This window comes from Bradyrhizobium sp. (assembly GCF_016219575.1).
Classification (GTDB): Bacteria; Pseudomonadota; Alphaproteobacteria; order Rhizobiales; family Xanthobacteraceae; genus Bradyrhizobium.
Genome location: NZ_JACRMG010000012.1, coordinates 39,748 through 64,036, shown reverse-complemented (window position 1 = coordinate 64,036; position 24,289 = coordinate 39,748). Strand labels below are relative to the sequence as shown.

16 protein-coding genes are annotated in these 24,289 nt (G+C 62.7%); 3 read left to right on the top strand and 13 right to left on the bottom strand.

Translation table 11 applies throughout. The annotated features are described in order from the left end of the window. Window positions 1-4: 4 nt before the first annotated feature. Genes HZB49_RS12445 through HZB49_RS12425 form a run of 5 tightly spaced genes read right to left on the bottom strand, consistent with a single transcriptional unit; the run spans window position 5 to window position 5,957 of the window. Window positions 5-970 carry a tripartite tricarboxylate transporter substrate binding protein gene (locus tag HZB49_RS12445; protein ID WP_291611674.1) on the bottom strand — a complete coding sequence of 322 codons (966 nt, stop codon included), beginning with the start codon at window positions 968-970 and terminating at the stop codon, window positions 5-7. Between the two features lie 22 nt (window positions 971-992). Beyond that, a complete protein-coding gene (locus HZB49_RS12440) occupies window positions 993-2,726 on the bottom strand; it encodes a thiamine pyrophosphate-requiring protein (protein ID WP_291611672.1) in 1,734 nt (577 codons plus the stop codon). Further along, entirely contained in the window at window positions 2,726-3,511 is a 786-nt protein-coding gene (locus HZB49_RS12435; RefSeq protein WP_291611670.1) for a fumarylacetoacetate hydrolase family protein, read from the bottom strand. The genes HZB49_RS12440 and HZB49_RS12435 overlap by 1 nt, the downstream gene beginning before the upstream one ends. A 12-nt stretch (window positions 3,512-3,523) precedes the next feature. After that, window positions 3,524-4,891 carry an LLM class flavin-dependent oxidoreductase gene (locus tag HZB49_RS12430; protein WP_291611668.1) on the bottom strand — a complete coding sequence of 456 codons (1,368 nt, stop codon included), beginning with the start codon at window positions 4,889-4,891 and terminating at the stop codon, window positions 3,524-3,526. Window positions 4,892-4,904: 13 nt separating this feature from the next. Beyond that, window positions 4,905-5,957 (bottom strand): Ldh family oxidoreductase, encoded by a 1,053-nt coding sequence (locus tag HZB49_RS12425; RefSeq protein WP_291611666.1) that lies wholly within the window; start codon window positions 5,955-5,957, stop codon window positions 4,905-4,907. 331 nt (window positions 5,958-6,288) lie between these two features. On the opposite strand from HZB49_RS12425, the gene HZB49_RS12420 reads away from it, so the two are divergent. Then, on the top strand, window positions 6,289-10,380 hold the full coding sequence (locus HZB49_RS12420) for a GAF domain-containing protein (protein ID WP_291611664.1): 4,092 nt from the start codon (window positions 6,289-6,291) through the stop codon (window positions 10,378-10,380). Here the strand turns inward: HZB49_RS12420 and HZB49_RS12415 are convergent. Next, entirely contained in the window at window positions 10,354-10,695 is a 342-nt protein-coding gene (locus HZB49_RS12415; protein WP_291611662.1) for a hypothetical protein, read from the bottom strand. The two genes, HZB49_RS12420 and HZB49_RS12415, sit on opposite strands and share 27 nt — an antisense overlap. 64 nt (window positions 10,696-10,759) lie before the next feature. Then, complete coding sequence (locus tag HZB49_RS12410; RefSeq protein WP_291611660.1) at window positions 10,760-11,857, bottom strand: amidohydrolase family protein; 1,098 nt, start codon at window positions 11,855-11,857, stop codon at window positions 10,760-10,762. Window positions 11,858-12,258: 401 nt separating this feature from the next. On the opposite strand from HZB49_RS12410, the gene HZB49_RS12405 reads away from it, so the two are divergent. Further along, the gene (locus tag HZB49_RS12405; RefSeq protein ID WP_291611658.1) at window positions 12,259-13,677 is read left to right on the top strand and encodes a UDP-glucose/GDP-mannose dehydrogenase family protein; all 1,419 of its coding nucleotides are present in this window, start codon (window positions 12,259-12,261) and stop codon (window positions 13,675-13,677) included. 60 nt (window positions 13,678-13,737) lie between these two features. On the opposite strand, the gene HZB49_RS12400 is transcribed toward HZB49_RS12405, so the two are convergent. The 3 genes from HZB49_RS12400 to HZB49_RS12390 all read right to left on the bottom strand — a co-directional run bounded on the left by HZB49_RS12400 (window position 13,738) and on the right by HZB49_RS12390 (window position 19,276). Beyond that, window positions 13,738-14,964: a polysaccharide biosynthesis/export family protein gene (locus HZB49_RS12400; protein ID WP_291611656.1), complete on the bottom strand. Its 1,227-nt coding sequence runs from the start codon at window positions 14,962-14,964 to the stop codon at window positions 13,738-13,740. A gap of 328 nt (window positions 14,965-15,292) precedes the next feature. Then, window positions 15,293-17,566 carry a hypothetical protein gene (locus HZB49_RS12395; RefSeq protein ID WP_291611654.1) on the bottom strand — a complete coding sequence of 758 codons (2,274 nt, stop codon included), beginning with the start codon at window positions 17,564-17,566 and terminating at the stop codon, window positions 15,293-15,295. A gap of 258 nt (window positions 17,567-17,824) precedes the next feature. Continuing rightward, complete coding sequence (locus tag HZB49_RS12390; RefSeq protein ID WP_291611652.1) at window positions 17,825-19,276, bottom strand: O-antigen ligase family protein; 1,452 nt, start codon at window positions 19,274-19,276, stop codon at window positions 17,825-17,827. 220 nt (window positions 19,277-19,496) lie between these two features. On the opposite strand from HZB49_RS12390, the gene HZB49_RS12385 reads away from it, so the two are divergent. Continuing rightward, window positions 19,497-20,732, top strand: coding sequence for an acyltransferase (locus HZB49_RS12385; protein WP_291611650.1), 1,236 nt, complete (start codon window positions 19,497-19,499; stop codon window positions 20,730-20,732). A 166-nt stretch (window positions 20,733-20,898) separates the two neighbouring features. Here HZB49_RS12385 and HZB49_RS12380 read toward each other — a convergent pair whose 3' ends face one another. From HZB49_RS12380 to HZB49_RS12370, 3 genes are read right to left on the bottom strand one after another with little or no spacing between them, the layout of a single operon-like run. Further along, complete coding sequence (locus HZB49_RS12380; protein WP_291611648.1) at window positions 20,899-21,918, bottom strand: NAD(P)-dependent oxidoreductase; 1,020 nt, start codon at window positions 21,916-21,918, stop codon at window positions 20,899-20,901. Then, window positions 21,918-22,955 (bottom strand): Gfo/Idh/MocA family oxidoreductase, encoded by a 1,038-nt coding sequence (locus HZB49_RS12375; RefSeq protein ID WP_291611646.1) that lies wholly within the window; start codon window positions 22,953-22,955, stop codon window positions 21,918-21,920. The genes HZB49_RS12380 and HZB49_RS12375 overlap by 1 nt, the downstream gene beginning before the upstream one ends. Next, entirely contained in the window at window positions 22,952-24,250 is a 1,299-nt protein-coding gene (locus HZB49_RS12370) for a glycosyltransferase family 4 protein (RefSeq protein ID WP_291611645.1), read from the bottom strand. Before HZB49_RS12370 ends, HZB49_RS12375 begins: the two co-directional genes overlap by 4 nt. Window positions 24,251-24,289 lie beyond the last annotated feature (39 nt).

Here is a 24,289-nt window from a genome sequence, read left to right as displayed (position 1 = left end):
AGCGCTACTGCTGAATCTTGAAGTTGGCGGCCTTGGCTACCGCGCCCCACCGCGCGATTTCGGAGCTGACGACTTTCGCGAAATCCTCGCTTGAACTGCCGATAGTCTCGATGCCGAGCGGTTTTAGCCGCGCGATCACATCGGGCAGCTTTGCGATCCGCATGAATTCGCCTTCCAATTTCTTGACGATCGCCGGCGGCGTACCTTTTGGCACCAAAATGCCATTCCACAACACCGCCTCGACATCGGCGCCGGCTTCCTTCAGCGTGGGCACATCGGGAAGGTCGTCGATCCTCTTGGCCGTGGCGACTGCCAGCGCGCGCGCGGTGCCGCTCTTGATCTGCTGAACCACGGGACCGGCGTCGGCAATGGTCGTGGTGATCTGGCCGGAAATTACCGCCAGCACCGACTCGTTTGCGCTCTTGTAGGAAATAACCTGCATCGGCGCTCCGGTCTTCTGCTTGAACAGCTCAGTGACCAGCTGGAAAGACGCCGACGAGCTTCCATAGTTGGTTTTGTCTGGATTGGCCTTCGCGTATGCCACAAACTCGGCCACCGACTTGATCGGTGAACTCGCGCTGACGATCATGATCAAAGGAAACGAGGCGATCTGCGAGACCGCGAAGAAATCGTTGACGGCGTCATAGGGTAGCTTGTCGTAGAGGGCCGGGTTGATCGAGATGCCGCTCGCGCTCAACAGCAGCGTGTAGCCGTCAGGCGCCGACTTGGCGACATAGTCGGTCGCGACGATGGCGCCGCCGCCCGGCTTGTTCTCGACGATCACTGGCTGGCCGAGGCTCTCGGACAGCTTTTGTCCGAACACCCGCGCGATGATGTCATTGCCGCCGCCGGCCGCAAAGCCGACGATGAGGCGGATCGGCCTGGTTGGATACTCCTGCGCCCCGGCGGTTGTCGTGGTGAGGAGGGCGGCTACCGCGCCGATCAGGAGGTGTTGAGCGAAAGGCTTCATCGGACTCCCCCGGTTTGCTGTCTCACAACCGCGTCACGTGAACGTGCAGCACCGCGGCCTTGCCGTCATCGACCGCTGCGAGGCAGCGGTCGATGGCCGCTGAAAGTTCGTCCGGCTCGGTAACGCATTCGCCATGAGCGCCGAACGCCTTGGCCACTTCCGAAAAATTTCGTCGCTCGCCCTGACGTCCGGAGGTCAGCCGCGACTGGAATTGATCGGTCTCGGCCGCGGCGCCCTTGGGGTAGACGCGCTGCGTGGCCGATTTCACCGCCTGCCAGCCGCCATTGTCGAGCACCAGTGTGAAGATAGGGATCTGGTACTGCTGCGCCACCGCATAGACGCTGTCGGGCGAAGAGAAATGAAAGCCCCCATCGCCGATCACCTGCACGATGCGGCGGTCCGGCCGCGCAAGTTTCTGACCCAGCGCCATGCCGCCACTGAAACCGAGCCCACCGCCGGCAAGCCCGATATAGCTTTGTGGCTTGGTGCGCCTGACGTGCTCCTGCAGCACCGGCCCGTTGCGGATGGCCTCGTTGAGCACGACGTCGTCCTGCGAAATCTTGCCGCTCAGCGTGGCCAGCACGAAGGCGGGATTAAGCGCGCCCGAAATGCCCCTGTTGGCGCTGGTGGCGGCGCGCTTCTGCGCCGCCGCAGCCCTGGCGCCTTCCCAGCTCGCGATGCGGTCGGCGACAAGGCGGCGATATTTCTCGTCCGCGCGGGCTTCGACCGCGTCGCATATCTGCTGCAGGATGACGCTGCTGTCGCCTTGCACGCGGATGTCGGTGGCAAATCCCCACATCGGAAAATCCGCCTTCAGCGGATCGAGGTCGATCTGAATCCATTTGAGCGCAGAGGCATTCTTGGCGGACTGTGGCACAAAGGGAACGTCGGTGTCGAGTAGCAGACCGAGATCGGCGCCTTCGAGCAGGACCTGCGGATCGGAGCCGGAAAAGCAGGGCGAGTCCTGGGGGATATTGAGATCGATGGAGCTGAATTCGCCGACGCGGATGCCGCAGACGCGCGCCAGTCGATCGAGCGCGGCAACCGCTTGCGGCTTGCGTCCGAGATAGGCCGCGAACGCGATCGGATTTTCGGCGCGCATCAGCGCATCGGCAATGGCCTCGACCCGCGCCGGCTCGATGCCGCCGGCGTGCACGCTGCCGTAACGCGCCGGCGGGTAGGGCGGCATCGCAGCTTCGTCCCATTCCTCCGCCAGAGTCTCACGCGGCAGCATCATATAGACCGGGCCCGGCGGATCGCTGTGGGCAAAGGCGCTGGCGCGCGCTAGTGCCTCTTTCACCACCACGCCCGAGGGCAGGGAATATTCCCACTTCACGTAAGGGCGCACGATGCTGGCGATGTCGAAAGGGTCCTGCACGAAGTGCACATAGCTGTCGCGTGATCCCGTGAGCTCACCATGCAGTGTATGCGGCGCGCGGCCGGCAAACAGCAGAACCGGCAGGCGATAGCGGAACAGGTTCTGGATCGCCATGCAGGCATTCGCGGTGCCGGCGTCGACATGCACCAGCACCGCCTGCGCGCGGCCTGTAGCGAGCGCATAGCCGCCAGCCATGTGCACCGCCACGACTTCATGCGGGCAGAGGATGACTTCGGGATGCTTGCGGCCTTGCCTGTCCCAGCGCGCCATCTCCTCGATCAGCGACACATGGTCGGTGCCGAGATTGGCGAAGATGTACTCGACGCCGAGATCGACCAGGCCTTCGAGGAAATAATGCGCAGCCGAATGGCGAGCCATTACTGGCCTTCCCGCACGAACCGGTTGCGCAAGGTTCCGATGCCGGTGATGTCGATCTCGACCACGTCGCCGTGCTTGAGGTCGGGCGAGGCGCCGTCGGTGCCCATCCAGATCACGTCGCCCGGCCACAGCGTGAAATATTTCGTCAGCTCGACCAGGAACGGCACGATGCCGAAGATCATGTCGTTGGTGCGGAAGCGGCCGGTTTCCCTGCCGTTGACGCGGATGGCCGTTTCCATCCGGTCGAGATCGACGTCGGTCTCGATCCACGGCCCCATCGGCTTGAACGTGTCGGCGTTCTTGCTGCGCCACAGCCCGCGATCGGCCTTCTGCCAGCTGCGCTCGGAAACGTCATTGCCGATGGTGTAGCCGAACACGCAATCCATCGCGTTCGCCTCGGTGAGATGTTTGGCCTTCCTGCCGATCACCACGACGAGCTCGCCCTCGTAGTGGATCTTGTCGGTGGCAAAGGACGGAATCACCACGTCCTCGTCATGCGCGATCAGCGCATTCTGCGCGCGGTAGCCGATCTCGGGCCGGTCGGGCACGTTGGGGACGGTGCCGGCCTTGTCGGCGGCTTCCTTCAGGTGCTTGAGGTAGTTTAATCCAACGCAATAGAAGGTGCGCGGGACCAGCGGCAGCTCGATCTTGACGTCCTTCAGTGCAAGCGACTGCGCCGTCTTCTGCCATTCGCCGAAGGGATCGCCGTTGACGGCGAATACCTTGTCGCCCTCGACAATGCCCCAGGAGGTCCTTCCTGCGGCGGTGAACTTCAGCCAGCGCATGTTCCTGCTTCCCTATTCTGCAGCGGCCTGCCGTCCGCCCTTCCAGGCGCCGACGGCCGGGCGTTTCAGGCCGAGATTTTCCCGCAGCGTCTTGCCGGCATAGTCCTTGTGGAACAGCCCGCGGCGCTGCAGTTCCGGCACTACATGCTTGACGAAATCGGCGTAGGAGCCCGGCACGATGGTTGCCGCGATGACAAAACCGTCGCAGCCGCGCTCGACGAACATTTCCTCCAGTGCGTCGGCGACCTCCGTGGGTCCGCCGACGATGGCATCGTGGACCTGGCCTCGGCCGGAGAAGGTGACAAAATCGCGTGCGCTCGGATTGCTCTTGCCCGAGGTTTTCAGCACGCCGTCGCGGATGCCCAAAATGCCCTGCATGCTCTTCAGTTCCTCGGTCGTCAGCGGCTCGTCGAGGCCCTTCGAGGCAAAGTCGTAGTTCAGTGCCTCCGCCAACAGCGACAGCGCGTCGATCTGCAGCGGCAGCTTGTTGATCAGCGCCATCTTGTCTTCCGCTTCCGCCCTGGTCGCGCCGACCACCGGCGTGGTCAGGTTGCAGAGATACATCTGGTCGGGATCGCGCCCCGCCTTGACGGCCTCGTTCCTGACGGCGGCATAGCCTTCCTTGGCGCCGGCAAGGTTGCGCGCGGCGGTAAAGATCATCTCGCCCCATCGCCCTGCAAAGCGTTGGCCGCGGCCGGAGGCGCCGGCCTGGATGACGACGGGATGTCCCTGTTGCGAGCGCGGCACGGTGAACGGTCCCCGCGACTTGAAGAATTGTCCCTTGTGATCGAGCCGCTTCACCTTCGAGGGATCGGCGAAGCGCCCGCTCTTCTTGTCCATGATGACAGCGCCGTCTTCCCAGGCGTCCCAATGGCCGAGCACCACTTCCATGAACTCGTCGGCGCGGTCGTAACGGAAATCGTGCTCGAGATGGGCGTCCTTGCCCATGTTGTGCGCTTCGCCGTCGTTCAGCGAGGTGACCACGTTCCATGCCGCGCGTCCGGCCGTCATGAGGTCGAGGGTCTGGAAACGCCGCGCCACGTCGAACGGCTCGAAATAGGTGGTCGAGGCGGTGGCGCCGAGCCCGAGCTTTTCGGTGGCCATGCCCATGCAGGTCAACACGACCAGCGGGTCCATCTTCACGCAGCGGATGCCGTATTCCACGGTGTGGGCGTGGTCGTTGCCATAGCGATCCGGCATCGCGAGGCGGTCGTCGAAGAAAGCCATGTGGAACTTGCCGGCTTCCAGGATGCGCGCAATCTCCCGGTAGTAGTCGGCCGACATCGAATCGTCGCGCGACTCCGGATGTCGCCATGAGCTCGGCAGGTTGGTGCAGTTTTGCGCCTGAAGGAAACCAACCAGCGCCATTTGCCGTGTCATGCTGTTCTCCTTCTCACGCAAGTCCGAGTTCGCCGGCGATCCCGTATTCGCCGGCCAGCGCGCGCAGTTTTTCCCACGTCGCATCCTCGATCTCGATGCCGTCGCGCCTTCGCTTCTGCTCGCGCAGATATTCGACCTCACCGGGATAGAACACGCCGTTCGAGCCTTCCGACGGCGGCGTCGATTTCAGATATCGCGCGAACTCGGCGACTTCCTTCTTGAAATCCTGCAGCGGCCGGAAGGCGGCGACATTGAACACCGCCATGAACACGCCGTCATTGTGCCGGCCGGTCGGCTCCACGCCGAAGCCGAGGCCCGTCAGCAGCCCGCACAGCACCTCGACCATGGCGGCAAGCCCGCTGCCTTTGTAGCCCTCGGTGCCGCCGAGCGGCAGCAGCGCGCCACCCTTGCGGTATTGTGTGGGATCGGTGGTGTGGCGCCCCTCGGCATCGATGATCCAGCCGGTCGGGATTTGTTCGCCGCGCGCGACGGCCAGCTGGATCTTGCCGGCGGCAACCGCCGAGGTTGCCATATCCAGGTAGAACGGCGCGTCGAGATCGGAAGGCACCGCGATCGAAATCGGATTGGTGCCGAGCCGTGCTTCGCGGCCGCCGAACGGTGCGACGTGCTTTGGTGAACGGCCGGAATCGGCGGTGGCAATCCCGATCATCCCCTCGCGCATCGCCATCAGGGGATAGGCGGCGAGCCGGCCGACATGGCTCTGCCGGAACACGGTGCAGGCGGCGACATTGGCCGTCTTCGCCTTGGCGATCGTCAGCTCCATGGCCTTGGCGTTGACGTGGAAGCCAAAGCCCCAATGGCCGTCAATGACGGTCGTGGTCGGCGATTCCTGCACGATGGTCCATTTCGCGCCCGGCACGATATGCCCGGCCCTGACGCGGTCGATATAGGTCGGGATCGCGATCACCCCGTGCGAGTCATGGCCGGCGAGGTTGGCGTTGACGCAGCCGATGGCGACCGCATCGGCCTCCTCCCCGGAGGCGCCCGCGCCCCTCAGCAGCGCCGCGCCGATGCGCGCGAGACGGTCGGCCTGGACGGTCGGCATCGGGGTTTCCTCGGGCGGCGGCCCGCGATGGTGGCGGGTCTTGCTTGTGGTGAGGCGCCCATGGTCTCAAAGCGTTACCGCCTTAGCAATCGCCCCTGGCCAGATTCTTGGGTGCATTGCAGCGGGCGCATTGCTGCCCCTGTATCGGGCCGGCGGCCTGACGGCTCCGGCGTCCGGGCCGGAATTAAGGTAACCAATTGGTTTTCGCGCCCGCCGTGTTCGCCTGACATTTACTCTGATCCGCAACTTCGGAACGCTCCTAACGAGCATTTAGGCATCCTGCACGCATTAAATCCCGCTGGGTCAGTGTGTTGACTGAGGGAAACGGGTGTTGGAGTCGGATACCGCGCGGACGCTTGCGGCATTGAATGCCACGAACGAAGCGATCCTGTACGCGAAATCGCCGGAAGAGCTCTACGCGAAGGTCTGTGAAGCGGCCTTCTCGAGCGGAGACTTCTTGGCCACGGCCATCTTCCTGCATGAGCCGGGCACCAACCTGTTGCGCTTCGTCGCCGGCCTTGGCGAGGATTCAGCGCGGCTGCGCAGCATCCAGATTTCGGCCGACGCCGGCACGCCGGAAGGCGCCGGAGTCGGCGGGCAGGCCTTTCGTGACGGTAAGGTATGTGTCAGCAATGACTACCTGAACGACGCGCGCTCTCTCGCCTGGCGCAAGGGCGTTGCCGACGGCCATATCGGCGCCGCCGCCGCCATGCCGCTGACCTGTAACGGCAAGTGCGTCGGCGTATTCCTCGTGACCAAGCGCGAGGTCGGCTCGCTTAGCGAGGAAGTCGTGGCGCTGCTGGAGCGGATGTCGAAGAACATCTCGTTCGCGCTCGACAATTTCGACCATGAAGCCTCCCGCATGCAAGGCGAGCGTGCGATGCGGCGGCTGGCGCGGATGTTCGGCGCCATCAGCGCGACCAATGAAGCGATCCTCCGCGCCAAGACCGAGCTGGAGCTCTATCAGCGCGTATGCGACGCGGCGGTTCACAGCGGCAAGTCGCTCGCCACGGTGGCGCTCCTGGCGGAGCCTGGTTCGAGCTGGCTCAGGCCGGTCGCCGGCACCGGCGAAGCAGCCCATCTCATCACCCGCACGAAATTCTCGACCGACCCGGATAGCCCTTACGGCCAGGGCGTTGCCGGGCAGGCGTTCCGGACCCGGAAGTCCGCCACCAATCCCGATATCCCGGCCAACAGCGGTGCGTGGAAGGATGCCCAGCGCGAAGCCGGCGTCACGGCCTGCGTAGCCGTTCCCGTAATCAAGGGCGGCCAAAGCATCGGCGTATTGATGTTCTTCGTCGGCCGGTCCTGGGCGAAAGACGAGGAAATCGTCGCGTTGTTCTCGAAGATTGCGGAGAACGTCTCCTTCGCGCTCGACAATTTCGAGCGCACCGCCGAGAAGGCGCGCTCGGACGAGCAGAAGCAGAGCCTTACCCGCATGTATGCGGCGCTGAGCGCGACCAACGAAGCCATCATGCGCGCCAAGTCGCGCGCGGAGATGTACGAACTCGTCTGCGAGGCGGTGGCGCAGAGCGGCCGCTTCAACTCCGTGAGTATCCTGCTGTCGCAGGCGGACAGCGATCATTTCGCGATGGCAGCGTCGGCAGGGCCGACAGCCCATAACGCGCGGCGGTTGAAGGTTTCGACCAGCGAGGCGCATGCGGAGGGCAGGGGCGTGTGCGGGACTGCGTTCCGCACGCGCAAGGCCAGCGTGTCCAACGACTTCATCAACGATCCGCGTGGCCTTGCCTTCCAGCAGGTCATCCAGAGCGACGGTGCAAGATCCGGTGCAGCGTTTCCGCTCATGATCGAAGGGCAGCCGGTCGGTGTCATGCTGTTCATCTCCGCCGAGTTGGACACCTTCACCTCCGAGTTCGCCGAATTGCTGCAGCGGCTCGCCGACAACGTCTCCTTCGCGCTCGCCAGTTTCGACCGCGCCGACGAAAAGGCGCGCACCGAAGCGCAGAAGGAGCGGCTGGCCCGCATGCTCTCGGCGCTGAGTGCGACCAACGAGGCGCTGGTGCGCGCGAGATCCCGCACCGAGCTGTTCGAGCTGGTGTGCGAAGCCGCCGCCCAGGGCGGCAAGTTCACCACGACCAGCATCGCGTTGGCGCGGCCGGACAGCGATTTCATGGAGATCGTGGCCGCCGCCGGTTCCAGGACCGAAAACGCCCGCTTGGTGCGGATTTCAATCAGCGCGGCGCATCCCGAGGGGCGTGGCCTGTCAGGCACCGCTTTCCGCTCCGGCAAGCCCTGCATCTCCAACGATTACCTCGCAAATCCCGCGACCCAGGTTTTCCGTACCCGCGCTCTCCAGGACGGCTCGAAATCCGGCGCATCCTTCCCGCTGGTCGTCAGCGGGCGCGTTATCGGTGTGATGCTGTTTGCTTCGTCGGAGAAAGATACTTTCACGCCGGAATTTGTCGAACTACTGGAGCGCATGACCAACAACGTGTCATTCGCGCTGAAGAACTTCGACCGTGCTGACGAGAAGGCCCGCACCGAAGAGCAGAAGGAGCGGCTGGCCCGCATGCTCGGGGCGCTGAGCGATACCAACGAGGCGATCGTGCGCGCGAAATCGCCTGCGCAGTTGTTCCAGTTCGTTTGCGAGGCCGCCGCGCAAGGCGGCAGGTTTACCTCGGCTTCCATCGCGCTGACGAGGCCGGACAGTGACTTCTTCGAGGTCGTTGCCGCGGGAGGCCCCACCTCGGACAAGGCGCGGCAGATGCGGATTTCGACCGATCCGGCAAAGCCCGAGGGGCGCGGTCTCTCGGGCCGGGCCTTCCGCGCGGGCAAGGCCTGCATTGCCAATGACTATCTGGCGGAGCGCAATGCACCGATCTTTCAGACGGCCGCGCGCCTCCAGGGCGCGCAATCCGGCGCCTCTTTTCCCCTGTTCACCGCCGGAAATGTCGTCGGCGTCATGCTGTTCGTCTCGACGGAGAAGAACACGTTCACGCCGGAATTCGTCGAGTTGCTGCAGCGGCTGACCGCCAATATTTCCTTCGCGCTGGAAAATTTCGGCCGCGCCGAAGAGAAGCGCCGGGCGGACGAGCGCATCGAATATCTGGCATCGCATGACAGCCTCACCGGGCTGCCCAACCGCGAGATGTTCAACGGCCTGCTGCGCCACACCATCGAAACCGCGCAGCGCCACGCTCGGAAATTCTCGGTGCTGTTCATCGACCTCGATCGCTTCAAGGTGATCAACGATTCGCTCGGCCATGAGGCCGGCGACATGCTGCTGGTGGAAGTGGCTCACCGCCTGCGCGGCGCCCTGCGCGCCAGCGACGTGGTGGCGCGGCTCGGCGGCGACGAATTCGTCGTCATCCTCGAGGAGGCCGGGGAGCGCGACGATATCGAAAGGATCTCCGGCGAGCTTCTTTCTGCGCTGAGTCAGCCGGTGCAACTGATCGGCCACGAGTGCCATACCACCGCCTCGATCGGCATTGCACTCTATCCGTCCGACGGCATCGACGCGCAGACCCTTACCAAGAACGCCGACATGGCGATGTACCTCGCCAAGGAGGACGGCAAGAACGGCTTCCGCTTCTTCAGTCGCGACGTCAAGGTGCAGTCGATCGAGCGCCTGACGCTGGAGACGGCGTTGCGCCGCGCGCTGGAGCGCGACCAGTTCTCGCTGCATTACCAGCCCAAGGTGGACATGCTGACCGGCCAGATCACCGGCGTCGAGGCTTTGCTGCGCTGGCAGCATCCCGATTTCGGCATGGTGTCGCCGATGCAGTTCATTCCGCTGGCGGAGGAGACCGGGCTGATCGTGCCGATCGGACGCTGGGTGCTGAAGGAAGCCTGCGCGCAGAACATGGCCTGGCAGCGCCGCGGCCTGCAGCCGGTGTCGATGGCGGTCAACCTGTCGCCGCGCCAGTTCGCCGATCCGCATCTGCTGCAGGACGTCGACGAGGCCCTGGTGGCGAGCGGCATGTCGCCGGTGCTGCTGCAGCTCGAGGTTACCGAGAGCATGGTGATGCGCAACGTGTCGCGTGCCGTCCGCGTGCTCGATGCGATCCAGAGCCGCGGCATCCGGATTGCGATCGACGATTTCGGCACCGGGCATTCCTCGATGTCGCTGATGAAGCAGTTCCCGATCGATACCATCAAGATCGACCGTTCCTTCGTGCGCGACCTCGCCGAGGACCCCGAGGACCAGGCGATTGCGCAGGCCATCATCAGCATGGGCAAGGCGCTCGGCATGACGGTGGTGGCCGAAGGCGTCGAGACCGTCGAACAGCAGACTTTCCTGCGCGATCACGGCTGCGACGAGATGCAGGGCTTCATTGTCAGCAGGCCCGTGCCGGCGCGTGATCTTGCCGAGCTGCTGCGAGCGTCCGTCGAACTGGCGTCGCCGCCGCTGCAGCCGGACGAGGATCCCGATCTGTCAGGCCTGAAAAGCGCTGTCGTCTGACGGCTGCGGGTGCAGGTCGCGCACGTCCGAATCCGTGGAAATCACCTTGCGCGAGAAATCATGGGGCCAGGGCACCGAGGTCTGGCCGGCCAGCGGGCCGAGCAGCATTTCTGCGGCGTCTGCGTAGGTCGCGCCGGAAGGCAATCCCAGCCGCCGGCACGATGAGGGTGGCAACGCCGCGGCAAACTCCCTGACGTCGAGCGCGGGGCCCCACCACCATGCCGGCGCAGGCGGCCGCTCCTTTTCCGCGATCGCGCGCCATTTGGCGTATTCGTCAACGACGCGTTCGAACTGCAGCTTTGCCGCCGGGTGCATGGAACATCCTCCTGACGCCAAAGAATAGCGGTCCGCGCTTCGCTCGCCAACGATGAACCGTGCCTCAAGCCTGGGCAGACGCCTTCAGGCCGAGCAACCGCTCGGCATTGCCGCCCGCGACCAGCGCCATCTGTTCGCGGCTCACGCCCTTCACCTTGTCGAGAAGTCCGACCGGGTCTGGCTCTGCCATGTCGAAGGGATAATCAGTGCCGAGCATGATGTGATCGGCACCCCAGATTTCGATCAGATGCTTCAGCTCGCGCTCGTCGAACACGACGGTGTCGAAATAGAGCCTCTTCAAATATTCCGACGGGGGCTTCCTGATGTTGACGCGGCAATCCTCGCGATGGGCAAAGGCATGGTCGAAGCGGCCCCAATAGGCGGGCAGGTAACCGCCGCCGTGGGCGATGCAGATCTTGAGTCCGGGGAAGCGCTCGAGATAGCCGTCGAAGATCAATTGCCCGACGCACAGCGCCGAATCCAGGGGATGGCCGATGGTGTTGGGGAAGTAATGATCTTCCATGCGACCGACCAGGCTGGTGCCGAACGGATGCAGGAAGATCAGGAGGCCCAGCTCCTCGACCCGCGCGAAGAATTTTTCCAGCCCCGCGCGGGTCAGGTCGACGCCGCGCACATTGGTGCAGAGCTCGACGCCGCGGAAGCCGAGCTCCTTCACGGTGCGATCGAGCTCGGCCACCGCCATGCCGGGCTCCTGCAACGGTACAGTGCCCATGCCCATCAGGCGATCGGGATGCCTGGCAGCCATTTCGGCGATGTGGTTGTTGACGATGTGGCAGCTGTCGCGGGCGACTTCGGGTGGCGCCGCATAGACGAAGTGGCCGGGATAGGGCGAGATCACCTGGACGTCGATGCCGAGCCGGTCCATCTCGGCGAGCCGCGTCGGCAGGTCGGTCAGTCTGGGAAAATCGATCTTGCCGCGCTGCGGCTGGATGCTCCTGGTCAGTGCGTTGACATGGGCATTGGCATTCGGCGTCTCGCCGCCGCCGGGAATGCCGGTGGCCTTGTGCACCATCGCATTGGCTTCGGGCACCATGCAGTGGCAATGGATGTCGATGGTGCGCCACGGCTTTGCCTTGCCGCTGCGCGCCGGTGCGCTGCCGTGATCGGTGGCCGGGCCGCATACTTTGCACTGGAACAGCATCCTGAACCTCTCCCGATTTGTCGCCGAAACAGATCGCGCGTCCCGGTGTTTGCTTTTCTTGCCCCGTATCGAGGCCGATCTGCTTCACCCTTGCCGCTGACGGCGTGAGCTGAATGCGCTTGTTGCGATGGTTGGCGATGCTAGCGTGTCCCTTCGCAGGGACAAGCGGCGAGCGCGCATGCGTGACCGGCGGCGATAAAGCCGCAGAACGCAACTGCAGCGAAATCGGCCGTCAACCCTAATCACGAGTTGGGAGAGCCGGGCATGTGTGGTGGGCTGCCTGGTCCCTGCAGATTTGGTAGGGTGTCGCTTCAAAATCTGTGATCGTGCGCCTTTGCTTGCGGCGACATCATTCAGCTGACGCAACCGATCTGTCATTAACCAAGAAAACAGGCTGTTTCATGCGACTTGCCATGGTTGGTACAGGCTATGTGGGGCTGGTCTCCGGCGCCTGCTTTGCCGATTTCGGCCACCAGGTCACCTGCGTGGACAAGGACGAAAGCAAGATCGCCGCACTTCGCCGCGGCGAGATCCCGATCTTCGAGCCGGGACTCGATGCGCTGGTGGCATCCAATGTGAAGGCAGAACGCCTCACCTTCACCACCGATCTGAAGGCATCGGTCGCCGAAGCCGATGCCGTGTTCATCGCGGTCGGCACCCCGTCGCGGCGCGGTGACGGCCATGCCGACCTCAGCTACGTCTACGCCGCCGCGCGCGAGATCGCGGAGGCGCTGGAAGGCTTCACCGTGGTCGTCACCAAGTCGACTGTTCCGGTCGGCACCGGCGACGAGGTCGAACGGCGCATCCGCGAGGTGAACCCGAAGGCCGATTTCGTCGTCGCCTCCAATCCGGAATTCTTGCGCGAGGGCGCCGCGATCCGCGATTTCAAGTTTCCCGATCGCATCGTGGTGGGCACCTCGGATGAGCGTGCACGCAAGGCGCTCAGCGACATCTACCGTCCGCTGTCGCTGAACAAGGCGCCGATCATGTTCACGGCGCGGCGCACCGCGGAACTGATCAAATACGCAGCCAACGCCTTCCTCGCTACCAAGATCACCTTCATCAACGAGATCGCAGACCTGTCGGAGAAGGTCGGCGCCGACGTGCAGGAGGTCGCGCGTGGCATCGGCCTGGATAACAGGATCGGCTCCAAGTTTCTTCACGCCGGTCCCGGCTTCGGTGGCTCGTGTTTCCCGAAGGACACCCGTGCGCTGGTCAAGATCGCGCAGGACCACGATGTGCAGCTGCGCATCGTCGAGGCCGTGCTGGGCGTCAACGACAACCGCAAGCGGGCGATGGCGCGCAAGGTCGCCACCGCTGCCGGCGATCTGCGCGGCAAGACGGTCGCCGTGCTCGGGCTCACCTTCAAGCCCGATACCGACGACATGCGCGAGGCACCCTCGATCCCGCTGGTAACCGGCTTGCTCGACATGGGCGCGAAGGTGCGCGCGCACGATCCGGTCGGCATGGAACAGGCGCACAAGGAACTGCCGGATATCGAATATGCCGGCGACGCCTATGCCTGCGTGAAGGGCGTCGACGCCCTGGTGATCGTGACGGAATGGGCCGAGTACCGGGGGCTCGATCTCGAACGGCTGAGGCAAGCCATGGCGCAGCCGGTCGTGATCGACCTGCGCAACGTCTTTTCTCCCGAGGACATGGCCGAGCACGGCTTTGTCTATGAAAGCGTCGGAAGGGCGCCTGTTCGACGCTTTCGTCGCAGCACGGACCTTGAAGCGCTCGCCGCTGCGAAGGGGAAGAGCGCAAGGCGGCGGAAGTCCGCCGAAGCCTCGCTTCGCTCCCTGGCGGAGCAGGAGTAATCCTCGCACTATTCCCGGCCCCGTCCCGGGCCAGGCCGGTGCGCGTTGGCAGCCTTGGCGCTACTTCACGGTGGTGGTCGTATTGACGACCGTCGCGCTGGACGTGCCCGTGGCAAGACCTTTCACCGTGTAGGCGTTGACGGCGGCCATCAGCGGATCATTGACGGTGGCGGTGATCAGTCGCAGATAGACCATTAGCTTGCTTGCCTCGACCGAAGTCGAGTTCGACGTGAAGATGACGTCCTTGTTCCGCATCTCGAACTTAGTCGCGAGGAAATAACCCGCGGGATCGCGCAGATTCAGATTGTAGATGATCGGAACCAGCGGGCCGTTGAATCGCCCGCAGTCTACCCCGAGTTGCTCTGCGACTTCGCGGCGTTCGCCGCGATAGAGGTAGACGGAGGCGGGATCCGCGAGATTGTCGTTGAGGCCGCCGGCTTTCCCCAGCGCCTCGGCGATCGAAAGCCGCCAGGCACCGAACGGGAATTGCCCCTGCTGACCCGAAGCGCCGAAGGCCACGAAAGTCTGCGGCTGTGTGAACACGTAGATCGTATCCTGGGGCCGGACGAAGATGTTGTTCGCAGGCTGTTCGAGAATCGCAGCAAAAGGTGCCGCCGCCTGCCGCCCCTCGCGCTCGAGCATCACCCAGGTGTCGTATCCGGGATTCCTCGGCCCTCCTGCGCGTGAGATCGCGTCGAGCAAGCGCTCTCCGCTCGCGCTGACCGGGAAGCGGGACGGCGTGCCCACTTCGCCAAGCACGCTGATGGACGAAGCGCGCTGATCGACGAGGGCGACAACGGCCTGCGGCTCGAGCGCGCGGTTCTTGAGAGCGCTGACAATGGCCGCCTGCACCTGTACGGCGGTGCGCCCTTGCGCCTTGATCGCGCCCGCATAAGGGACCGTGATGTTGCCTTGCGTGTCGACCTGCTGGTTCGGAAGCGTGACATAGTTGCCCGGGCGCACGCCGGCGTCGGCGGGGATGAACAGGCCGCCCGCGGCGGCTTCGAACACGGTCACGCTGACAGTGTCGCCGATGCCGAAGCGGATTTCGCTGGGGCCCCGCCGGTCGACGAAGGCCCGGCCCAACCTGACCGAGTTGCGCTCGAGTACCGCTTCGACGTCGGTCGTGACCTTGACCATGGCATAGGGCAGGGTCGCCGGGTCGAGCTGCTCTGCGCGCGCCAGCGCGTTGGTCGGTCCCGAAGTCGGAAGCGTGGAGCAGCCGCTGTGGGCGACGAGGGCCGAGAGAACGGCGGTCCGGGCAAGAACGCGCAGCCAACCGCGCAAATCCGCCGGCAGACACGCCAATCGTGCTCCGCTGGCGACCGGAATTGCCTTTCGCCCGTCGCAAAAGTGCTGGCCATTTGCCACGAGAGTCTGGCTCCGGATGACTAACTAGAAACTAACCAAGAAAATTATTGATCGGTTATGCTTAAGGGAGGGTTAATGCCGTGCAAAGATTGGCTTTTTCGGCGCGGCCGGGAAGCGCAGCGGCACCGCGGAACGGGTGCCTTGAACCTGCCGGATCGGCACGATTGACGGCTTTGCGGGAAAGCATTCGTCAGCTGCCGACCCAAGCCACCGGCAGGTGGGCCGGCATGCGCCGGGCCAATACCTAGTCCCGATAGTAGTCGCCGGGTTGGATGCCGTTGAAGGCCTCGACATGCCTGAGCGCCACCGGATCCGCCTTGTTGAGAACGACACCGGCGATGCGGTCGCGAATGATCTCCGCGTCGGAAAGCGCGTCGAGGACGACTTGCCGCTTCGTCGCACCCCACTCGACCACGAAAACGAACTGGTCGACAAGGCGCTCGATCATCTTCACGTCCACGACCGACATGACCGGAGCGATCTCGATGATGATGCAGTCATAGGACTTGCGCGCGGCAGCCAGCAGTTGCGCCATCTCGGGCGCCCCCAGCAGCTCCGCTGAATTTGGAATGCGCGTCGGGGAAACGCACGGCAGTACATGGACCCCCGAGCGTTGCCGCCTGGAGACGAGCCAGGGCAGCCGCACGGGATTCTGCATTGCCTCCAGCAGCCCTTCGCGTGCGTCGGGGGCCATGACGGCGGAGAGCTTCCTGACATGGAAATCGCTGTCGATGAGCAGCGTGCGGGCCCCCGTGGCGGCGACCATGAGCGATGCCAGATTGGCCCCGATCGTGGTCTTTCCTTCCCTGGGAACCGAGGAGACCACGCCGATGACCTTGGCCCCGTGAATGATGCGGTTTGCATCGATCAGCGCCTTGATACCACGCAGTGCCTCGGTGGAGCGGGAGTAGGGCGCATCGAGCACATACTCCTCAATCGGTCCCGACTTGGCCTCGATCATCGGCAGGACCACGCATTTCTTGCCGGTGGCCTGCTCGACCGCCTTGGGCGTCCGCAGCACGTCTGCGATCCATTCGCGCCCGATCGCGGCGCCGACGCCTAGAAAGAGGCAGAGGAACAGACTGCCTCCCATCACGGCCAGCGCCTTCTTGGAATTCTTGGCGAGCGGCGGCGCGGCGCGCGAGATGACCCGGGCGCTCTGGACCGGAATGCTGCCGGTCTCGATGGTGTTGGTCTCTTTGAACTTCTGCAGCGTGTTGTTGTAGAGGTTGCGCAGCGTTTCTGCCGTGCTCTCGAGCTCCCGCAACTCATTGGTCGCGTCCGACCCGCCGAACAGTCTCGCAGCGCTGGCGGCGAGTTCGTCCTCTTTTGCCTTGGCTACCTGATACTCGTTGGCATAGGAATCAGCGATACGCTGTTCCTCGGCCACGATCGCAGCACGCACACCGTCGGCGCGACGGCGGAGCTTAACGGCAACGGGATGTTGCTCGCCTACCTGGGCCTCGATGTCACCTGCCTTCACCGAGAGTTCCCGGTATTGGGAGCGGAGTCTTATCAGTTCGTTGTTGGTGAGGGAAAAGAGCTCACCCGGCGAAGTCAGACCGCCCTTGGCGTGGTTGTTCAGCGCATCAGTGCCCATCAACGTCGTGATTTCTTCGCCGCTTCGTTGTCGGATGCGATCGAGGCGGCTCTTGGCTTCCGCGGTCGCAATCTGGGCATTGGTGAGCTGGGCGTTCAGATTCGCGCGCGATTCCGCATTCTGCCCGCCGGCGCCGGTCTTGAGGTTGTTTGCCGTCCTGAACTCTTCCAGCGCCTTGTCGGCATCGGCGACTTGCTTCTTCAGTTCGACCAGCCGTTCCTGAAGCCAATGGCTTGCGACCCTGGTCGACTGCAGTTTTGCATCCATGGACGTCGCGATGTAGGTGTCCGCGATCGCATTGGCTATCCTGGCCGCCTTGAACTTGTCGTCCGCTTCGAAAGCCACGTTGATGACATTGGCAACGTCTTCGCGCGTGATGGTCAGGCGCTTGACGACGGCTTCCGCGGCAGCGCGCTCAAGAGCCGACTCGGGGTCGGCCGCTTCGCCCGAGTCCGCGCCGAATGATTTCAGGACAAGTCTTTTCAGGTCGCCGAAATAATCCGATATCCGCGCACCGCCCATCTTGGGCAGGCCGACGAATTCCTTGTCATGGGCAAGACCCAGCGCCCGGACAACAGGAATGACGACACTGTCGGACGAAAGGACATAGACCTGGCTACCGATTTCACCTTCATCGAAGGTCGGCTGTTCGGCAATCTTGGTAGTCTGCAAGTACCGGTTCACGCTCCGGTCAACCAGAATGCGGGCGGAACTCTTGTACGGCGTCGGGATGTACACGAAGGCGACAGCCGCCAGCGCCAGACCGATCAAGAGACCGTATAGCGGAAAGCGCCATCCCCTGCGCAGGGATTCCAGAATGTCCGCGACGCCGATCGGCGGACGGGTCCCCGATCCCGCGGAATACGTCCCGTCAGGATATTCGGTCACAGGCGGAAGATCGTCTGCTCTGGCGTCCATTGTGGGTTCTATCTACTCAAGCACGCGTCAATCGTCTGAAGGGCGGTCGCCGATCCGGCTGGCGGCCGCGCTGATGCATCTGTCGATGCCGATCCCGGCCGCCGGGAATATATCTCTGTTTGTCTTCAAATTCTTTTCGATCGGTACCGATGGTTAATGTGCATTAATTAACCTGAGCCTCGCCGACAGTCTTCATTAATCCTCGAATCCACCATGAGCCGTGCTCGTCATTCAACGATGCCGCGAACCGAACCGCTGTTAGCCCTTGGCGGTCGGTGTCGTTCCGTCGGGGATTGTGGGTGCGGCTGGAGGCGTCGAAAAGGCGGCGCGGGCAAGCCTCGCGGCATGGGCAGGATGCAGTCGAACAGCGGCAGCCGTTGGCCTTCGCGGGGCGGGCGAAGGAATGCCTGATCGCGATCCCCGCGCGGCCCTGGCCGGTACCGATGACTTCCAATAACGCGCCGTTTCCGCCGCAAGGATCACGAACAGCACCCACAGCATTTCGAAGCCGCGCATCCACAGGCTTTCGAGGCCGTTGGTGATGATGATGTGGACCAGTATCGAAAGCACCAGCCATGCCCGCGCCGGCGAGCGGTCGGCGAGGCGTCCGATGGCGTGGAGCGTTGCGATGATGAAGGCGAGCAGCAGCGCATAGCCGGCATATCCCAACTCCACCATCGTATCGAGATAGCCGTTGTGAGCGTTCGGCATGTCCTTCACCCAGCCCGGCGCGTTGACAATGCTGGGTGCGTCCGGACCCACGAGCCAGAACGACTGGTAACCCCATCCGAGCAATGGCCGGTGATCGATCTCGGACTTGACGAATTCCCAGATGATGGATCGGCCGGTAAACGTCGGGTCGCCGTACAGGATATTCGACAGTCGATAGATGGTGACGCCCGTTACGCTCGAGAGAACGAACCAGCCGACCGGGATCGACAGCAAGATGATCGCCGGAGAAAGCCGCGTATACTTTCTGACAAGCAGGGTGACGCCGGCCAGACCTGGCGCCAGAAGCACAAGTCCCATTGACGTCTTCGAGTTGCTGAGGACAAGCAGTGCGATGGAGATGAGGGCTGTCAGAATGCCAAACAAGCGCCGTTTGCCCGGATGGAATGCTTCGCCAATCGAAAGCAGCAGCGCAACGACCGCGAATTCACCCAGGTAATTCTTGCCCGAAAAATAACCGGGGTAACCCCACGTCGCGAACTTGACGTCAATCGGGGGTTTGACGAACACGAAGATGAGATTGAGAACCGCAGCGAGAGCGAAGCAAAGAAAGAGGCCTCGGACCAGATCCGCGTTTCGCGCCGCAAGCATTGCGGGCACGACGATGGAGATCACGATCATGGCCTGCTGCGCAAACCGGATGAAGGAAGTTTCCGGCTTGAAGGCCCACAGGACGCTCATTCCGGCGAACGCGAGATAGGCGAGCAGGCAGACGATGAGGGGAGGAAAGCTGAGGCGCGAATAGTGTTGCGCAGCCCAGATGGTCGAAATCAATGCCAGCGCCGGCCAGAAGATTTTGCTCTCCGGGCGGGCCTCCAGCAGACACGCCGCATCGGTGGGGGAACAAGACGCGATGATGAGTGGAAATGCGATCGTCGCGTACACGCACGCCAGGATCGGAATCAGTGCAAACTTGTCGATCGTCCGGGTGGACGATCGCGCTGCATCCATTCCGGGAGGGTGCGTCACAGCTCTGGGCATTGTGGCATTCTAGCAGCCGCCGCTCTTGAAAGGCGTTGCTAGCACGGGAATAGTTAATGCCGGATGTGCCGTGCCGCTCGTTTAACCCTAATTTCAGGCTCGCAACTTGCGCTCGCGGAATCGCTCGACACTGCCCTGCTCAAGGGCGCAGGTAATCGATACAGTATGCGCGCTGGATGCGATTGGTGATGCGTGCGCCGATGCCGATGACCTGAATCAAATGTTCGTACACGCGTTTGTGACTCCATCAGCCAAGACGGAACCGAAGGCGACTTCGGACATTTCGTCGAACGCTGGCGCGCGGCTTGACCTGCAGGGCCACCTTCCCGTGCTGGACGGGGTCCGCGGTCTTGCGATTTCGATGGTCCTGGTGCTCCACTTTGTCGGCAACATGCAGCCGACCAATGCGATGGAGCGCGCCATCGTCGCCGTCACCAATTACGGGTCCTACGGCGTTGAATTGTTCTTCATCCTGTCCGGCTTTCTCATCACCGGAATACTCTATGACGCCCGCGACGAGCGGCACTACTTCCGGAACTTCTACATGCGCCGTGTGCTGCGGATCTTTCCGCTCTACTACGGCGTTCTGGCGCTCGTCTTCGTTGTTGCACCCTTGATCCCCATCCTGCGCGGACCGACGCTCGACTATCTGGTGGATCGTCAGTGGTGGGCATGGCTCTACTCCGTCAATGTCTACATCGCGATCCAGGGCGATTGGTCGTTCTCCTATCTGGAGCACCTCTGGTCGCTGTGCATCGAGGAGCACTTCTACTTCTTCTGGCCGGTAGCGGTGTATCTGATGGCGCGCCGGCCGCGTCTGCTCATCGCCGTGTGTCTTTCGGTCGCGCTTGCCGCCATGGCCGCGCGTCTGACCGGATCGCTGATGGGCCTTAGCTGGTGGACTACCTATGTCCTGACGCCGTTCCGTCTCGATGGCCTTGCGCTCGGCGCTTTCCTTGCCGTGGCCGCGCGGCAACCGGGAGGTCTGGACCGGCTGGTGCGGGCCCTGCCCTGGGTGGCTGCGGTTGCCGCTGCGCTGCTCGTCGTCACCTTCGCCTGGACGCGTCTGGTGTCGCGCGAGAGCATGGAGCTTGTACTGCCGGTGCGTGCATCCGTGATCCAGGTGCTGCTCGGCTGCCTGCTGGTATGGGTGCTGGTGGCGCCTCAGCGATCGTCTATCGCGCGGTTCTTCAGCAGCCGTTGGCTGATGTTTCTCGGGACCTACAGCTACGGGCTGTACGTGTATCATCACTTCATTTCGTATTATCTCACGGTTAACCAGACCGAGTTCGAACTGGCGCGCTGGCTCGGCTCGCATGGCGCCGCAGTCGCGCTGCAGGCCACGCTGGGTGCGGCCATCTCGCTGGCGATTGCCTATGTCAGCTACGAATACTTCGAGAAGCGCTTTCTCCGGTTGAAACGGCTTTACGTGGCCTCTAGAAGCAACGCGTCCTGATGCGCGGGTTCGCTCAGTCTGGCGTGAGCTGGGTGAACGCAAAGCCAATCGACTGCTCGTTAGTTAATCTATGAAAGATCGCTTCCGCGAGGAATCGGGCCGGTGGCCAAGCTTGCTCCGACAGCGACGAATCCGAAGCGCGAGGCAGGCTGAAAGAAGCGGCTGTTCACGCCGGCAATGGCGCGGGCTCGACCGGCACTTCCGGCCGCTGCGCCGGCCGGTAGGTTCGCTCAACGCACTTGGCATAATCGAGGGGGGGAGACCAATTCAACGTTTCTCTCAACTTTCGATTTTCGAATCGAAGGGGTTTGAGGCGTGACTCAAGTCGGTTTGGAATGAGGATGCTGGGTACCTTGGTGGCGTTCCGGAAGCCCGTAAGATAGGCCAACCGTACGATAGAGATTGCAAGCCGATATGGAATCGGGAGCCGCCAACCAGGCGCGCCGGAGCCGCGCATATGATCTGACAGGTATGACCAAATTCGCTCACCTTGCCCGTCAATGACATTCAGCGTCTGGCCTCGTGCCTTGTCGCTTGTCGCAGCAATCGCGAAAACGTCTGCGCAGTTCTCCACGTGAGTCATGGGAATTCGCGTCATCGGACCGATCACGAGATGGTGCCGACCGAACTGCTGGCCCAGGGCGGCCAGGTAGCTGTGGTCGGGACCCCAAATGAATCCCGGGCGCAAGACGGTGAGATCCCAGCCGTGCTTGGCGGCGTGGCGACGGGTGACCCGCTCTTGCCACCACTTTGAAATCGTATAGCCGTCCCGTGCGTAGATATCGGGTAGCTGATGGAGCGGCGAGTTCTCGTCGAGGATGCGATGAGTAGCGCCGTAGTCGTAAACGGAGAAGCTGCTGCACAATACAAGACGGCGGCATCGGGTTGCTGCCATGGCGTCGAGCAGCCGCTCTGTTCCAACGACAGTTCCGGAAAACTGAGCGTCTTCACCGCCGGAGACGACTGCAGCCAAGTGTAGCAGCACGTCGACTCCTTCAAAGGCTCGTTTCAGGTCGAGCGATGTACGCAGGTCGGCCCTGAAGATTTCTACGGATGCCGGCCAATCGAGTTGATCCAGCCGCGTTGCTGGCCGGACCATCGCACGCACTTCGAATCCTCTCGCCAGCAAGGCAAGAACAACCCGTCGGCCGAGGAAGCCGTTGGCGCCCGTAACAAGAGCCTTCATCACTTTGGCTCCTTCGGTTTGAGCGCTTCGATCATCTGGTTGACCTCCAGAATGTCATTCACTGTAACCGGTAAAGCAGATCCATCGCCAAGCGCGCGGTAAGTCCGACGCAGTAGCTCCCAGAGGCCCTCATAAGCTCCGGGCCCCTTGAATTTGCGGAGCAGCGTTGCAAACGCTGCGCGACGAATTGTTCTTCCTTCGTCCAGACCATTGAAGAACGAACGAAGCGGCTTGGGTACGTTCCGGGGGCCGTCAAGAGTCAGGCGCGTCTCGAACAGGTTGGCGGTCGCCTGCATTCGCTCACCATAGACACGCAACCAGAAGCCGTCTGGCTGGGAATTGGAGCTGAAGCCGATGGAAGCCGTACCACGTTCGGCGTCGATTACGGCGTGGAACTCGTCGTAGGGCAGGATTGAATTCCTGCGCTTGGTCCAGATCGAATGTGCCGTGCGATGGGCACCAACAAAGCGATGTGCGAGCGAGGCGAGATGCGGCAGAAAATCCGCTATGGCGCCTCCCGCAAGATCGAGGGCGGGGTGCGAAACGTTCGGATCGGCAAAGCCATCCGGCCCGAAAATGTCCAGACAGATCAGGACTTCGATATGTGTGACCTTGCCAAATTCGCCGGTTTCGATCATTTCTAGGATGCGCTGTGGTGCCTGGTTGAAAACGTAGTTGTAGTCTTCGATGAGGTGGCGGCCGCCCCGCTGGGCTTGCCCTTTCAGTATCTCCAGTTCTTCCAGGGTCGAGGTGATCGGCTTCTCCACCAAGACATGGGCAGCAGCGTCGATAGAGTCCCGAGCTAGGCGGAAGTGAGAGGTCGGTGGCGTGGTGATGTGAACGACGTCGGGTCGGATTTTTTCGAGCATGGCCCGGTGATCGGTGAACCAGGCGCTGACCCCATAGCGCTCGGCGGCTGCCTCCGCTGCAGCGGGTGACAGGTCACTGATGCCTGCTATTTCGATGTCGGGCAGGCTCTTAAGACATGCGAGGTGCTGCCGGGCGATCTGGCCAGCACCAATGAGCGCAACCTTCATCGATGCTTCTCCAACGCGCAGCGGTAGAAGGCTTCCAACCCGCGAGCAGCCTCACTCCAGGCATAACGCTCGACGGCTTGTCGACGCGCCGACTGACCGATGCGCGATGCAAGTGCCGGATCGGCGAGCAGGCTGACGGCCGCCCTTGCAAAGCCTGTCGGCTCATCTTCAATCAATATGTCACGACCCGGCTCCGCGCCAATACCCTCGGCGCCCAGAGTTGTGGAGACGATGGCTTTGCCCATTGCCATAGCCTCGACAATCTTCAGTCGCGTGCCGCCGCCGAGCCGAAGAGGTACAACAACGACGGCCGCCTCTGCAAGGTGCGGTCGCAAATCGTCTACAAAGCCCGCAAATTCAATTCGAGGCCCCGCCAGCGCAAGCAGCGACGGAGGCGGCGCCTTGCCGATGATCTTGAAACGCGCCTGAGGCTGAGCCGCCGCAATCTTGGGCCAAATCGTTTGAATGAAGTGGACTACGCCGTCGACATTGGGAGTCGTGGAGAGCAATCCGAAGTAAACGAGTGTGCGGCCGTCGGGTGTCGGATCGGTAGGACGGGGTTGGAAAAAATCGACGTCAGCCGCATTCGGAATAACCATGGTTTGTTGTTCGGGCAGCTGGTCTAGCAAACGTTGTTCGTCGTCGGCGCTACAAAGATAGACGCCGTTGGCGTTACCGTAGCTTTCCAACTCTTCGCGTTTGAGTTTGCGCCAGTTGATTTCTGCGTACGCGCGACGGGCAAATCCCCCGCGGGTACGCGCGAATTGTCGAGCGAGATCATAGGCGATCTCGTGCGAATCGATGATCACGGGAGGTGGTTTGGTGCCGGGCGGCGACTGACGCAGATGATAATGGCCAAGATATGGGAACTCCAGGTTTATGATATCAAACCGCCTGCTGCGCAAGACGTTGTCGAGCGCGCATTGAAACAGCGGCACCGTCACACGAAGACGTTCAAAGCTGCGGCTCGATGCAATCGATCGGATTTGAAGCATTCGCTTGGCTAGACCGTCGCGACCGTACGGATTCGGGATCAGTACAACCTCACGGCAATAGGCCTGCATGGCGTGTCGGCATTCTTCGAGATCGAATTCATCATCGACGAGCGCGACAACCGTCAGATCGTGTCGCTGCGCCAACTGAGTCATGAGCCCGTGTATCCGCGCTTGAGCACCAAATCGAGGAGGGCTCGCTGGCATATGGGACACGCAAAGAATATTCAGGCGTACTGCATTCATGATCCGGCCTGGCGCGGCTGCAAGGTCGATTCGACTGAGGTTCGTCCGATCCAGCATTCGAAATCCTCGAAGCGCCCACAATAAAATAGGCTGCTG